At 29.8% G+C, this 13,809-nt stretch carries 13 protein-coding genes and 1 pseudogene; 4 read left to right on the top strand and 10 right to left on the bottom strand.

Translation table 11 applies throughout. The features are described 5' to 3' along the window. Nucleotides 1–645: tyrosine-type recombinase/integrase (locus ACI5KZ_RS00005; protein WP_406846513.1), on the top strand; the 645-nt coding region annotated here is incomplete at its 5' end. On the opposite strand, the gene ACI5KZ_RS00010 is transcribed toward ACI5KZ_RS00005, so the two are convergent. From ACI5KZ_RS00010 to ACI5KZ_RS00055, 10 genes and pseudogenes are all read right to left on the bottom strand, one after another. Next, nucleotides 637–1,389 carry a hypothetical protein gene (locus ACI5KZ_RS00010; protein ID WP_109307524.1) on the bottom strand — a complete coding sequence of 251 codons (753 nt, stop codon included), beginning with the start codon at nt 1,387–1,389 and terminating at the stop codon, nt 637–639. The genes ACI5KZ_RS00005 and ACI5KZ_RS00010 overlap by 9 nt on opposite strands. 138 nt (nt 1,390–1,527) lie before the next feature. Next, a complete protein-coding gene (locus tag ACI5KZ_RS00015) occupies nt 1,528–2,349 on the bottom strand; it encodes a lysostaphin resistance A-like protein (protein ID WP_406846514.1) in 822 nt (273 codons plus the stop codon). A 168-nt stretch (nt 2,350–2,517) separates the two neighbouring features. After that, nucleotides 2,518–3,279 carry a hypothetical protein gene (locus ACI5KZ_RS00020; protein ID WP_109307526.1) on the bottom strand — a complete coding sequence of 254 codons (762 nt, stop codon included), beginning with the start codon at nt 3,277–3,279 and terminating at the stop codon, nt 2,518–2,520. Between the two features lie 203 nt (nt 3,280–3,482). Beyond that, entirely contained in the window at nt 3,483–4,274 is a 792-nt protein-coding gene (locus ACI5KZ_RS00025) for a hypothetical protein (RefSeq protein ID WP_109307527.1), read from the bottom strand. 329 nt (nt 4,275–4,603) lie between these two features. Then, the gene (locus ACI5KZ_RS00030; protein ID WP_109307528.1) at nt 4,604–5,380 is read right to left on the bottom strand and encodes a DUF6090 family protein; all 777 of its coding nucleotides are present in this window, start codon (nt 5,378–5,380) and stop codon (nt 4,604–4,606) included. Between the two features lie 443 nt (nt 5,381–5,823). Next, nucleotides 5,824–6,063 (bottom strand): annotated as a pseudogene (locus ACI5KZ_RS00035) (type II toxin-antitoxin system ParD family antitoxin). Between the two features lie 223 nt (nt 6,064–6,286). Next, nucleotides 6,287–7,399, bottom strand: a complete 1,113-nt coding sequence (locus ACI5KZ_RS00040; protein ID WP_109307529.1) for a serine hydrolase — start codon at nt 7,397–7,399, stop codon at nt 6,287–6,289. 14 nt (nt 7,400–7,413) lie between these two features. After that, nucleotides 7,414–8,721: a S41 family peptidase gene (locus ACI5KZ_RS00045; RefSeq protein ID WP_406846515.1), complete on the bottom strand. Its 1,308-nt coding sequence runs from the start codon at nt 8,719–8,721 to the stop codon at nt 7,414–7,416. 80 nt (nt 8,722–8,801) lie between these two features. Next, on the bottom strand, nt 8,802–9,839 hold the full coding sequence (locus ACI5KZ_RS00050; protein WP_406846516.1) for a helix-turn-helix domain-containing protein: 1,038 nt from the start codon (nt 9,837–9,839) through the stop codon (nt 8,802–8,804). A gap of 256 nt (nt 9,840–10,095) precedes the next feature. Further along, on the bottom strand, nt 10,096–10,887 hold the full coding sequence (locus ACI5KZ_RS00055) for a DUF6090 family protein (RefSeq protein WP_109307532.1): 792 nt from the start codon (nt 10,885–10,887) through the stop codon (nt 10,096–10,098). Nucleotides 10,888–11,180: 293 nt separating this feature from the next. Here ACI5KZ_RS00055 and ACI5KZ_RS00060 point away from each other — a divergent pair, with 293 nt between their 5' ends. The 3 genes from ACI5KZ_RS00060 to ACI5KZ_RS00070 all read left to right on the top strand — a co-directional run bounded on the left by ACI5KZ_RS00060 (nt 11,181) and on the right by ACI5KZ_RS00070 (nt 13,803). After that, complete coding sequence (locus tag ACI5KZ_RS00060; RefSeq protein ID WP_406846517.1) at nt 11,181–12,293, top strand: phage integrase SAM-like domain-containing protein; 1,113 nt, start codon at nt 11,181–11,183, stop codon at nt 12,291–12,293. Beyond that, a complete protein-coding gene (locus tag ACI5KZ_RS00065; RefSeq protein ID WP_406846518.1) occupies nt 12,286–13,290 on the top strand; it encodes a DUF6617 family protein in 1,005 nt (334 codons plus the stop codon). The genes ACI5KZ_RS00060 and ACI5KZ_RS00065 overlap by 8 nt, the downstream gene beginning before the upstream one ends. 210 nt (nt 13,291–13,500) lie before the next feature. Next, a complete protein-coding gene (locus ACI5KZ_RS00070; protein ID WP_027885460.1) occupies nt 13,501–13,803 on the top strand; it encodes a helix-turn-helix domain-containing protein in 303 nt (100 codons plus the stop codon). The last annotated feature ends 6 nt before the right edge of the window (nt 13,804–13,809 follow it).

Genomic DNA, 13,809 nt, shown 5'->3' on the forward strand with positions numbered 1-13,809 from the left:
ATAACCGATATTGATAAGAAACTGGTAATAGATTTTTTAAACCATATTTTAGACCAAACAAGCCCAAGAAACAGAAACAACTACAGAACAGATTTAAGTAGTATTATGCAGGCATTAGAAGATAATGACATCATTACATCTAATTATATCAAAAAGATACCAGTTTTAAAATCGATACCACAACGAAACAAAACCTATTCACAAGAAGAGCAGAAAGCTATCTTTGAACACCTAGAAGAAACAGATAAAACCTTATTGCTTTTTATCAAGTTCATTTCCTACAATTTTTTAAGACCCATAGAAGTCTGTAGGTTACGTGTTGGTGATTTAGACATCACCAATAAGCGAATACAGTTTAAAGCGAAGAATAGTCCTTTAAAAACGAAAATCATACCAGATTTATTGTTGCAAGATTTACCAGACCTTTCAAAACTAAACAAAAGAGACAATTTGTTTACTCCAGAAGGTATAGGAGGGACTTGGGAATCTGAATTAAGTAACAAACGTGATTACTTCTCAAAACGATTTAAGCGTGTAGTAAAAGATAAGTTTAATCTTGGAGCAGATTATGGATTATATAGCTTTAGACATACGTATATTACTAAATTATATACGGTGTTGTGCTTTCGTTATTTATTAATTTAAGTTATTGTTTTTGTCAGAGTATTTTATGATTTGATCAACATTTGCTTTAAGGCTCTGCAAACGAATATTAAAGCTCACAATATTATAGAGGTAATCATCTATTATATTTTCAAACTCAATGTCATAAAAAATCAAATATTTGTCAATTTCTATAGTGGACGATTCTTTCCATTGAAGTACGCCATAGGCATCTAAATTCTTTAGAGGATATCGTTTCATTAAATACCTGACCAAGTATTGACTTTTTTCAGCAAAACTTTTTTCAGTAATGGCAATCCTACTTCTTTTTTGCGTCCATTCTAGAATTAGACTTTTTAAAGAATCATTCTTAATTTTTTGCAGCTTATTTGATTGTAATATCTCTAAAATAGAATTTTCAGTAACCTCAAGGCTTCCATTCTCAAAAATATCAAATAGAAGTTTGTCTGTATTTTCACTTATAAGAATTTCGCGCTCCAAATTCATTAGATTAATTAGGTGTTTCCCAGTTTTGATGACACTATCATTTGCCTTTATAGCTTTAGATATGATTTGCTGATTAATGGTAAACTCCGTATGTAAATTTTCTAAAGATTTTTGTAATTCTTGATTGTCAATTCTGTTCGTATTCCAATTACTGACTTGAAGTGCTATCAAAATTCCAATAACCACAAGCACTATTTCTCCAATTGCATATTTTAAATACTTTCCAGTTTTGTTTTCCATAAGCAAGTTTTGGCGAATTTTTCTAAAGAATTTTATCATTGGTTAGTGATTGGTTATAATGAAGCACATCGGTTTTATGTATGATTAGTGGCGTGTTTAAGCACGTAATTTAGCAAATAAAAACCGAATAGAAAATCCGTAGGATTTTCCGAGTAGGTAAGAACCAAGCAGTTATTATTACACGGTGTTGGCACTTGTTTTTAATTTATTCTTTACTACTAAAAATCCAGTAAATATTAACATTCCGATGCTGGATAATAAATGTACTTTTTTGAAATCCATATTCAATTCAGGGTAAAAAAGCAATGCGATTCCTGCATTAATTGACAGGTGAAATAAAATTGCAATAAGAACACTTCCCTGTGAATTAATTACTAACCAAGTAATTATTATGGATAGACAGATTAGCATAGTAAAATATGCAATTACAGGAATTATAGATATAGGTTCTCCACTAACCAAGGTTCCGAATGGTGCCCACCATAGTGGAATATGCCAAACAAACCATATAAATCCAATAATGATTGCACTTTTCAAGTTTGAATATTTTTTTTGAAATTCGGGCAATAAAAAACCTCTCCACCCTAGTTCTTCTCCCAAAGGTCCAGCATATAATCCTGTTAATAATATTGTTGGTATTGATAGATATGCCATTTTATCAAAATCTCCAATTTCCCCTATAAATTGGCTGTAAAGTGTCATACCAATAATGACAAATATTATAGGTAAAAAAATTATGTATAAATAATATTTAAAAGGGACTTTCCATATAAAAAGCTTTTTGATTAATTCAAATAATCCTTTGAGTCCATCAAAGCATAGAGTTGTAATTATTCCAGAAATTGTTGGTCCATATACCCCAACAAAAAAGAAAACTAAAAATTTACCGATTGACTCTTGATTAATTCCGTCTGATAAGTAGTTTAATCCAATAATCCAAAGTATCCAAGACCATAAAAAGGTCAGTATTAAAAACACAAATAATTTTTTTCTATTCATTTTTTAAATAATTGCCAAGGTTGTTGTATAAGATTAGTTGCGTGGTTTAGCACCTAACTTAGCAAGTACAAACCAAGCTGAAAATCTGCGAGGATTTTCAGAAGTATGCGAGAACAAGTTATTACTTATAGCCATTGTTTTGCTTTCGTTATTTTTTGACTTTTTTATTTATTCTTCTTTCATATAATATTTTAATGACTTGATTTTATTAAGATTTATATAATCTCCCTCAAGGTAGTATTCGAGTGCCAATTTTAAATTTTGATTTGACGCTTCAAGTCCCTTAAAACATTCTATCGCCCAGGATGTTTTATGTCTTAATTCGTAGAGTATTTGGTCGAATTCCGATGTGTTATAGTGAGCAATTAGTTTATCTTTATTTAATAATTCTACTTCATACATAATAAATTTATATCGTTCGGCACTGAATGATTCATCCACATTGTTTATGTTTTTCTTAAAAAAGAATGGTCTTAATGTACCGATTTTCATTAAGTTCCATTCTTCAATTGCTTCTACCACCAATTGTTCTCTCCATAATATATCCCTAAACAGTTCTTGAATTTTGTCATTATTTATTTGGTCAAATTTTGATTCATAATTATCAGTTATTAATGGTCTGAATGAATGTGTCCAAATCAATAAATTTGTATTTAAAGTTGAATCATCTGGGATTTGTTTTCTTGACTGCTCGTAAAGAGAAAAATTTAAGTCTTGGTACATTTTAAACCAGTTTATTTGTGTTCTTGTGGCATTAGAAGCCTCATCTAAATCCAGAATAGTGGCTTCATAAAATTTATTTACACTTTCTTCAGCTTTTCTTTCATCATTTTTATTGTTAATCTGTAGTGCAATTAAAATTCCAATGACCACAAGCAAAATTTCTCCAATAGCATATTTAAAATACTTTCCAGTTTTATTTTTTTCCATTAGATCGAAGCGTATTTTTCTAAAGAATTTTATCATTTTTTAATGGTTGGTCATAATGGCATACAACGATTTTGTGTTTGATTTCGTTACGTGGTTAAGCAACTAATTTAGCAAATAAATCACAGATAGAATATTCTGCAGGAATGTTCGTAAGTAGGCGAGACCTAGCAATTAATTATACACGTTGTTGGCAACTGCTTTTTTTATGATAATTTAATTCCAATTTTTGCTGTTGCAAGAACTGTGTTGTCTGATTTCTTTTCAGGATTTAATATCAGTCCAGTTCCTTCTTTCACATTCGCCAAAGACTTGTCATTTCTAAAATCATAAGGTGATTGCCCATATTGATTATAAGGTTCAACAGATGTAAATAATTCATTACAAAAGTTTTCTTCGAAATACAATTCACTTGTTAAGTGTTCTTTGTTATTTAATATTACTTTGTAATGTATATGAGGGACTCTTGGATCATACCAACCAGGAACAATAGTGATAAATTCGGCATTTCCATTTAAATCAGTTTTTTGATAACCACGCAGATAAGTAGATTCATTACTTGGTTCAATGTGTTCCTTCTTTCCAAATTCCATTTGTTTTGCAGATTCCCAGATATTATGTCCAATTCCCTCAATGTATCCACTATAGTTTCCATGAGCATCACATTGCCAAATTTCCACGATGGCATTTTCAATTGGATTACAACTTGGGTAGTCAACAATTTGAAATTTTAGGTTTAAAGTTTTTCCCTTTTTGTTTTCTCGTATATCACTTTTTAAAGGTGATTTTATATAATATGGTCCTTCAGAAATTGGTGACGATAACACACAAATCTCATCATCAATATTTGGGGTTAAAGTCATTTTTGGTTCACTGTCATTGTCTTTACGGACAATCCAAGTCAAAATTTTACGTTTTCCTAGCCACGCACTTATTCCAATAAGTCCAAGTGTGGATAAAGTTCCGATGATGAATTTTCTTCTCGTAGTTTTTCCCATTTTGATTAGTTTTTAAGTTGTTGCCAACGGTTTCCTTTATTTAGTATTTATTAATTTAACAGAAGAAAAGAGGAGAACTAAAACGGTTTTTTAAGTTAATGCCTTATTATATGTATTAGTCCTCTTTCCTTCTTATATGTTGCATAGAAACAATTGGAATACCAGGTTATAATAGTACCCATTAAAGGAAATAGTTTATGCAACGTGTATGATTAGTGGCGTGTTTTAAGCATTAAAGTTAGCAAATAAATCACAGATAGAGTATTCTGCATGAATGTTCGTAAGTAGGCGAGACCTAGCAATTAATTATACACGTTGTTGTGCTTTCGCTATTTTTCTAAAGTTTTTAATTCAGAGTCGATTGAACTTATCAAATCATTAATCTTCGGATTAATTTTGTTTTGAACAACTTCTATATCCCAATAAAATTGGTTTTTAAGACTTCCAAGGAAATACATAAACACTTTATCCTTTTTAAGTTCATTATAGTTGTTCGGCATCATTTCAAGTTTCAAATCGTCAAAGTTTTCAGTATCTCGATATTTTTGGTAGTTACCATTCCATAAAGCGTTAAATCGTGAATTGAAAATAGTTGAACTTGCATCTTCTATTCTTTGAACGTATTTATTAATTTGTGCGTCTAATACGTTGTGAGACCAAGAATAATAACTGATTAATTTATCTCTTAAGACATCATTAGATATTAGATTTAAGTCTTTTGATTTTAAGGCCTCAAATACTTCTGTATTTATTTTAGGTGTCCAAGTGTTTGTAATTCTTCCAAAGTGGTATTTCAAAGAATCTTGATAAGGTAAATCTTGTTCCATATGATTTAATAAAATCGAAATAGATTCTTTGGTTAAATCATATTTATTAAATCTGAAATTATTAAACTCTATATCAGCAATTAGACTTTGCTTAAAGTTTTTTAGAAACTTTATTTCTTCTGTTTTTAATTTCTCCTTTTCATTCCAATTATTAATTGAAAGCGCAATTAAAATTCCAATAACAACAAGAATGATTTCTCCAATAGCGTAAAGCAGGTACTTCCTAAATTTGTTTTCAGAGAGTAAATTTTGTCTAATTTTTCTAAAGAATTTTATCATTGGTTAGCGGTTTCTGATAACGAAGCACAACGTGTTGTGTATGGTTATTTGCATTGGCAGGAACTAAGTTAATAAAAGAAACCGAACCAGAGGAAAATCCGTAGGATTTTCAGAGTACATACAGTCTAGTTATTGATTATACACGTTGTAGTCAACTGTATTTTTAAAGAATATTATCCAAATCTTGTCTTCCTACTATAGTCATAATATCTACAATGTCTTCATTGACTTTAAAGAATATACTATCAGATTAGCAAACGCAACGTCGATATCCTTTTTTTATAAAATCAACAGATTCAAATGAAAATGGTCTCTAAGCAATTATATTAAAATATTCAAAAAAAAACTCAAAGTATTTATCCGCTTGAGTAATTCCGAATTTTTTAACACAGTAAAGATGAATTTTAATTAAGTCTTCTTTTGCAGTATTACTTATTCTAAATTCAGCCATTGAGTAAGTTCTTTGATTCCTTTAGAATTTGATCTTTACTATTAGTTGTAAATCCGCTATTATCAGCTTTTTCTAATTTAGTTCTAATCCAGTCAATTTGAACTTGTTGGCTTCTTGTTTGTCTAATTAAATCGTTAACTAATTCACTTTTACTTGAGTATTCGTTGTTTTCAACTTGATTTTTTAGCTATTCATCATTGGGTTTTGTAAATGAAATACTTTGCCTTGCCATAATATTTTGTTTAGATGAAAATTTACATCAATTGTGAATCAAGCGCAAATGTTCTTGAAAATTATTGCCAACGGCCATGGAATACGTAAATGGCTCGTAGCATGTAAATTAGCGATTATTTTGATTCAGCACTAACATTAGCAATTCTGAGTGGATTTGAATCTAGTCAAATCTACCGTAATTGGGTTATACATTGTTATGTGCCGTATTTTAGTTACGTATTTTATTCTACAAGATACTTTTTTGTTCTTTCGTAAAGGTGCTGTAAATCGAGCTTATGCGAACTGTCTCTATTTTCGTCCATTAAAAAAAGTCCAGAAGACATAAGTGAGTTTCCAGTAAAATTTCTTTGCACAAATACGAGGTCAGTCGCAGGGTCGATTAACAAGTATTGTCCACCATAACCATCAGCCCAAATTAAATTTTCATCCGTATCAAGCCACCACAAATATCCGTACGCGTCCAACGGGTTTTTGTCAATATTATAATCGGACATTCTGGAATATGGGTAAAAACTTTCTTCAAGCCATTCGGTCGAAATGATTTGTTTATTGTAATATTCTCCGTTTTGGGCAACAAGAGAGCCTACTCTCGCCAAATCTCTTGCACTCATAAAAATCCAATATGCAGGATAATCAGATAATGATTTGTTTGGAATTGGCCAAGGACTGTTATAAACGACGTTTGAAGAAGAAAAATCTTGCATACCCAAAGGTTTAGCTAAATATTCTTCCATAAATTCGCCAATGGACTTACCTGTTTTTTGTTCAAGGATTACACCTAAAACGTTAAAATCGAAATTATTGTAAAAGAAAAATTCTCCTGGTTTGTATTGTTCTCTTTGTGGTCGATTGTCTTTAGCAGATTGCACTTCTGCTTCTGCTTGAAGGTAAACTCCAGAACGAGCCATTAGTAAATCTTTTATGGTTGCTGTTTTCTCTTGTTTGGTTAATGGGGTTTTACTTTCGTCGATGCCTAAGCTTTCCAAACTTTCGTCTAATTTTAACAGGCCTTTTTCTTTTGCAATTCCAATTAAAAGGCTCATTATACTTTTTCTTGCAGAATGAAGATTGATTAATTTTTCTGTTTCGCCTTTTTCAAATATTATTTCGTTGTCCTTTAGTGCAATAACAACCTCTGTCTTTGTTGCTGTATCTTGTGTAAATAACCTTAAATCTTCTTGAAAGTTTTTTGATAGAACGTTAGATTTTTTTAAATCGGTAGCAAATGAACTGGACGAGTGACTAACTCTTGGTATAAGGCTGTAGATTACGAATGCTACGACCAAAAATAATATGGCTAAAAGGATTCTTTTAAATACTTTCTTAATTTTCATAACTGGTTGGTTTTTTATTTTTCAGTCAATTCTATCGCTTTTTCTAAAACTACATCTTTGTCTGATAAAAAATCGTCAATTGATTGCTCAATTTCAATATCTGGCTCAATAGTAGCCTTTGGGTCTTTTTCTTGAACATCTGTAATAAAGATGTTTCGAGCTACAGTATAAGTGAATTTTGTGTTTGTTAATTCAAATTGTTTTTGATTTGCAGTACAGAATTGGTTTGAACCTAAAGCTTCTCCAACAAAAACTACTCTATTTTTATCTTTGTATATAGATGCTAAATGACCAACAGTAGAATAACCATTTCCATTCATTACAAAAATAATTTTTCCTTTAAAATTGTTTTCAAAAGGTTGTTGTACCTCTTTTCTTCCATAATCACTATTTGCAAAGTATTGAAAAGGTTCATGCAGTGTGTATTTTAAGAGGTTAATTGAAGCTTCTCCAGGTCCTCCTAAATTTTCACGAACATCAATTATTAAATTTCTAAAGCCTTCGGTTTTAATTTCGTTGAAAGAATCATTTAGGAAATTTAAGAAAATCTTTGTTTTATCGCCATAATATGCGAAGTTTCGTAAGGTTAATAAAACTGTTTCTGCATTAACTTCTGTTAAACAAAAATCACTCTGGCAAGGGTGTTTTTCACTAAATAATGGTGTGTAAGGTGGGTTTTTATTAAGTGATTTTAAACGAATTATTCCACTTTCACCCGCAATTTTTATGTTGTAAACATCAGGAAAATTCAAAGCGTAAGGAATCATAGAGGTATTATAACCATTAAACAATCTTCTTTTTGAACTTTCGATATCTGCTTGAGAGTTGATATGTGAATAAATAATAGAAATAATTTCATTAATAGGCTTTCCATTAATTTGAGATATTTCTTGGCCGATTTGTACATTATCTTTATTAGTTAAATTGTCTATAACATAAAGCTTATTATTAATAAGTCTTGTTAGTAGAGGAAAATAATCTTTAGGTTTTAGTAAATCTCTTTGTTGATTAAAAAATCCTAATGAAGTATGACCACAATCAACTATTGCCATGACCTTGCTCAACTTCCAAATGAAATTTTCTTTGGTTGTTGTATTATCAATTTCATTTCTTATTTGTTCAACTATATTATTAAAATCAGCTTTTGATGTGAATTCATAAAGCGCAGGATGATAGGTAGTCAAGGTATCTATTAGTTCATTATAATCTGCTAAATAATTTTGAGCTAATTCGTTTAGTTTCTCTTTTTCGACTTCATGTCTTTTACAAGAAGAAAAGCAGAAAATTGACAAAATAAGAATATTAAAAAGGGTGATTTTCATTTAAACGATTTTTGAATTTCTACAAATCTATTGAAATACAAAAATAGAGAACTATTATACTCGCTTTTAAATGTTCTGATTTATAAAAAAGAACTTTGTTGTGCTTTATATTTAGCAGGTGTTGTTTTCGTAAATTTGTTAAAAGCCTTGTAAAAAGCTGATTTAGAATTAAATCCAGATTGATTTCCAATTGCTTCTATAGTGTATAAAGAGTTATCTTGAATTAACTGTTTTGCCTGTTCAATTCGATACTCATTAATAAAATCTGTAAAATTTTTACCTGCACTATCATTAATTAACTTGGATAATTCGTGTGTAGAAATATCTAATTTTTCGGCTACTTCAGCTATTTTTAAATTCGTATTCAAAAATAACTTTTCATTTACCATTACTTCATTTAATTGGTTAATTAGATGTTGGTCTTTTCGAGAAGAACTAAGTATGTTTTTCTTTTTTGTTTTTTCAAAAATTTTTGATGCGTATCTTTTTTTAATAAGAAAATACACAAAGAATAAATAAAACAGTATCGAAAAAACAATAGATCCACTTATAAAATAATCAAAACTCATAAAGGTATAGTTTGACCAAAGAGTTAAAACAGCTAAGGTTAAAACTAATAACCATTTCTTTTTGATTTGATTATTCTTTTGTGTTATAAAATTTGATTTTATAAAAATGCCTGAAAGCAAGATAAAAAACAGCCATTGTAAATTTATAATTGGTAAAATAATTGTTTTGTTAAGGTCATTATATTCTTTAAATGGAACAAAAATCATCAAGAAAATGACTATACCTAACCAAAATAGGATATGATGTTTCCAATACTTTATCCAAAATGAATTTGGTTTGCAAACACTTAATGTGTAGCAAAAAAATAAAGGACCAATTAATAAGAAAAAAGAAGGACCAGATTGTAAAAACCAAACTGGGTCATCAGTAGAAAATGCATAAAATAACGACTTTAAAATTCTTAAATTCAATATTAATAAGAATAAACCGAAAAGTCGATTACTTAAATTTGAATACGATTTATTAATCAAGAAATAAACAGCTACAATAAAACTATTGAAAACTCCTATTGCACCAAAGAAAAATAATATTTGAGTTATAAAATTCATTAATTCAAATGTAACATTTTCTTTCAGAGTTGAGTGAGTTCAAATTACTGCCGACGTGTTTATGTATGGTCTCGTACAGAATTTCAGCCTAAGTGCTTTGCGCTAGGATGAGCCATATGTGGTGAAAAATCCGATGGAAAAAAGGAGCAAGGCTGAGTCTTTCTATTTTCCCAAGTAATCATACGTTTGTTTAAAGATATAAATTAAAATTGAAGTTCATGTATTAGCATGAATAATACATGTTGTTGTGCTTTCGTTATTTTTTTTCAATTTGGTTTTCAATTATCGAAAGAATTTTTTTTATCCTTTCTCGTAATGATTGAGATTGTATATTTGTCATTTGATTAAATGTTATAACCATACTAACAATACCTTCGAGCTCAACATCTGCAACAACCTTATTCAAGTCTAATTTCTTTTTTGTCGGATTAATATTAAATTTATAATTGTATTTTTTGTCTAATGCTTCAGTAGGTGTGTATCCATCTTTCCAGAGAACATCATTTACATTTCTTACAACACCTAGTCTAATGATACATGGAACAAGTATTTCACTTCTAAATTTTTGATACTCTAACTCCAATTCTTGTACTTGATATACTTCAGAAGACCAATTTGATAGAAGTCCAACCAACTCTTGGTTTTGAATAAGCCTCATTTTTTCGGAACCGATAATGTCGTTCATAATTGGGTCAAATGTTGGATCTCTGACTATTTGCCAAATAGATTTATAAAATTCGTCGGCATTGACTAGTTGTGGATTATCAATTTGATTTAATAAAATGTTACATGCTACTAATCCTTCGTTTCTCATAAGTATTTTCTCGTCTAGTTGATTGAGATTGCTAATATATTCTCTTTGCAATTGCATTAGAATTAATTGTTCTTGAGCAAAATCTTTTCGCCTTTCATTCCAATTATTAATTTGAAGCGCAATCAAAATACCAATAACTACAAGTACAATTTCTCCAATAGCATATTTTAAATACTTTCCAGTTTTGTTTTTCTCCAAAAGCTCGTAGCGTATTTTTCTAAAGAGTTTTATCATTTGTTAGCGGTTGGTTATAATAAAAGCATTACGAGTTTGTGTAAGCGTCAGTAACGGGAAAAGAGGTTAGTATTTTCCACTGACACAACTAATTTAGTTAAAAACACTGAATTTCCGATAGGAAATTCATTATCTTTCTTTTGTTTGTTATCTACCTATTAATCATTAGTTTATGTAAATGTTTACATTCTTTTTTGTTGCCAAACTACCCTTTTTTGCTTATATTTGTTGCCGTATTGTTGCCCATTTAACATTAATACAACACATCGTTTAACACAGTAAATATAAGGAAAATGAAAGTTACTTTACGCCAACGTAGAAAAGGGAAACGAATTAGTTTATATCTTGATTATTACGAAAACGGTAATCGTAAGTACGAGTACTTGAAATTGTATTTAACACCAGAACCTGATAAAGGTTCCTTAACCAAAGCACAGAAATTAGAGAATAAGAAAATCTTACAACTTGCTGAAAGCATCAGAGCTAAAAGGCATCTAGAAATTCAAAATAATATCTATGGCTTTGAGAATAAGGAAAAGAAACAAGGTAATTTCTTTGTGTATTTAGAGCAATGGATTGAAAGACGTTCAGAAAGCAAGGGGAATTTAGCGGTATGGAATAGTACTTTAAAACACTTAAAAGCTTATTATCCTAGCGGTATTTCTTTTGAAAGAATTGATGAAGAATGGGTTGAAGGTTTTAAAGAGTATTTAGATAAAAAGGCACTTTCCAGAAGTAAACGAGAATTAAGCCAAAATACTAAATCGGCATATTTTAAAAAGTTATTGGCGGTATTACGTCAAGCGGTTAAAGAAAAGGTAATACAATACAATCCTGCAATTTATGTTGAAAACTTCAAAGAAGAAGATACACATATGGAATTTTTAACTTTAGAGGAAGTTAGAAAGCTTTTTAGTACAGATAGCAAACATCCACAATTAAAAAATGCATTTCTTTTCTCTTGCCTTACAGGTTTGCGTTGGTCGGATATTACAAAGCTACAATGGTCAGAAATTCAATATTCAGAAAGTTACGGGAATTTTATTAGATTTAAGCAAAAGAAAACTAAAGGAGCTGAAACCTTGCCAATTTCTGAACAAGCATTTGAATTGTTAGGACAAAAAGGCGAACCAACTCAAAAAGTTTTCGAGAATATAAATAACGTTCAGAGAAACTATGACCTATTAAAAGATTGGGTTGGAGATGCAGAAATTAAGAAGAATATTACGTTCCATTGTGCGCGACATTCATTTGCTACATTGCAGCTAACTTTAGGTACTGATATTTATACAGTATCAAAAATGTTAGGTCATAAGAACCTAAAAACAACTCAAATTTACGCTAAAGTAATTGACGACAAAAAGAAACAAGCTGCTTACAGAATAAACCTTAACCCAAATGGCTAAAGACCTATTTATCGACTTACTGTATGTGGAAAAGGTTACTGATGATAAAAGAACCGAAAACCAATTTAAAGAGCTTTTAAAAGGCTTTAAAAAGCAATACCTCAATACAACGCCTAATTATGAAATCGACTTTAAAAAAGCATATTCAAACAAGCGTAAATATTACTTTAAACTAATTGAAAATGATTATATCAAAAAGTTTAATGCTATTAATGACACCCTTGAAGCAAATTCAACACCTGGTCATTTGTCTTTTCTCTATGACAAAGAATTTAACCGAATTACAAATTATTTAACCCAGATTAGCAATTACATTTCTGAAAATGATCTTGATGAAAGTTTGTATTTAAAGCCTATTAATAATGACAAATCAGATGAAGCCTATATCATTTCATTTTTAAAAGCTAATGCGATGATGCTTTTTATGGAACTTCAAGACCGATTTTCAGATTTAAGTGATACAGAAATTTATACTATCGAAGAACTACACGAAGTATTTTTTAATGAAGAACCACCTCAAGAGTTAATTGTAAAATCCTATTCCGGTGCAGAAATAAAAACGGTCAGGAAAAAAGTAAAACAAAGTTCAATTTTCAACGCTATACAAGGTGATTTTAGAGAGGAAAACAATGATGTCTTATCCTATAACGAACTTATTAATAAGATTAAACAAAGAGAATTTGCAAAATTAGAGGAGCTGTTAAATGAAAAAGGCATTATAGATGATGAATATAACTTCATAAAGGATAGAGGTAATAAAATCTTACTTGCAGCTTTTATGGTTAAGTTAACAGAAACTAAATATTTTAATGAAAGAATATTTTTTGAAAGTAAACCATCTAAAAAAATTGAGCCTAAACACATTTATAAATTCTTTGCTTATCGATATGGACCAAGTAGTAATGCAGGTAAAGAATACCGTAGATTTTTAGGTACTGAAAAAAGAGCCTATCAAAAATTAGTTGATGCTAATTTTTGGCTTGACCAAATCAAATAAATCTTCATTTTTATAAAGTGGTATTTTCTCTACTAAATACCAAATAGATAATACCAAAAACAATATAACTTATTGTTTTACAATGGTTTAATAATACCATTTTTTCTCTTTTCTATTATACCAAACACCTTTTTCCATATTTGCTATGTCCTTGACAATCAAGGATGACTTTTGCGCAGAAGTCCATTTTTAAATTAAAATTATAAAAAGATGGACGTTAAAATTATAGAACGTTTAGAAAGCATCGAAAAGTTGTTAATAGAACAACAAACGTTGCAAAAGCAAGTATTGAACTTCAATGAAACTTGCAAGTATTTAGAACTATCACAATCGCACTTGTATAAACTTACAAGTACGGGAGCCATTCCACATTATAAACCGAATGGAAAAAAAATCTATTTCCAACGTCAGGAGTTAGACCAATGGTTACTACGTAACCGTATGGATTCCCAAGATGAAATCGAACAGCAAGCTGCTGATTACCTAATCAAAAAAGGAAAGGTAAAGTTATGACTGAAA

This window comes from Xanthomarina sp. GH4-25 (genome assembly GCF_045363175.1).
GTDB lineage: Bacteria > Bacteroidota > Bacteroidia > Flavobacteriales > Flavobacteriaceae > Xanthomarina.

What these genes read in the sequence shown, in the direction of transcription:
- ACI5KZ_RS00055 (WP_109307532.1), bottom strand. Translation starts at nt 10,887, where the DNA reads ATGATAAAACTCTTTAGAAAAATACGCTACGAGCTTTTGGAGAAAAAC.
- ACI5KZ_RS00065 (WP_406846518.1), top strand. Translation starts at nt 12,286, where the DNA reads ATGGCTAAAGACCTATTTATCGACTTACTGTATGTGGAAAAGGTTACT.
- ACI5KZ_RS00015 (WP_406846514.1), bottom strand. Translation starts at nt 2,349, where the DNA reads ATGAATAGAAAAAAATTATTTGTGTTTTTAATACTGACCTTTTTATGG.
- ACI5KZ_RS00060 (WP_406846517.1), top strand. Translation starts at nt 11,181, where the DNA reads ATGAAAGTTACTTTACGCCAACGTAGAAAAGGGAAACGAATTAGTTTA.
- ACI5KZ_RS00045 (WP_406846515.1), bottom strand. Translation starts at nt 8,721, where the DNA reads ATGAAAATCACCCTTTTTAATATTCTTATTTTGTCAATTTTCTGCTTT.
- ACI5KZ_RS00040 (WP_109307529.1), bottom strand. Translation starts at nt 7,399, where the DNA reads ATGAAAATTAAGAAAGTATTTAAAAGAATCCTTTTAGCCATATTATTT.
- ACI5KZ_RS00050 (WP_406846516.1), bottom strand. Translation starts at nt 9,839, where the DNA reads ATGAATTTTATAACTCAAATATTATTTTTCTTTGGTGCAATAGGAGTT.
- ACI5KZ_RS00010 (WP_109307524.1), bottom strand. Translation starts at nt 1,389, where the DNA reads ATGATAAAATTCTTTAGAAAAATTCGCCAAAACTTGCTTATGGAAAAC.
- ACI5KZ_RS00070 (WP_027885460.1), top strand. Translation starts at nt 13,501, where the DNA reads ATGGACGTTAAAATTATAGAACGTTTAGAAAGCATCGAAAAGTTGTTA.
- ACI5KZ_RS00030 (WP_109307528.1), bottom strand. Translation starts at nt 5,380, where the DNA reads ATGATAAAATTCTTTAGAAAAATTAGACAAAATTTACTCTCTGAAAAC.
- ACI5KZ_RS00020 (WP_109307526.1), bottom strand. Translation starts at nt 3,279, where the DNA reads ATGGAAAAAAATAAAACTGGAAAGTATTTTAAATATGCTATTGGAGAA.
- ACI5KZ_RS00025 (WP_109307527.1), bottom strand. Translation starts at nt 4,274, where the DNA reads ATGGGAAAAACTACGAGAAGAAAATTCATCATCGGAACTTTATCCACA.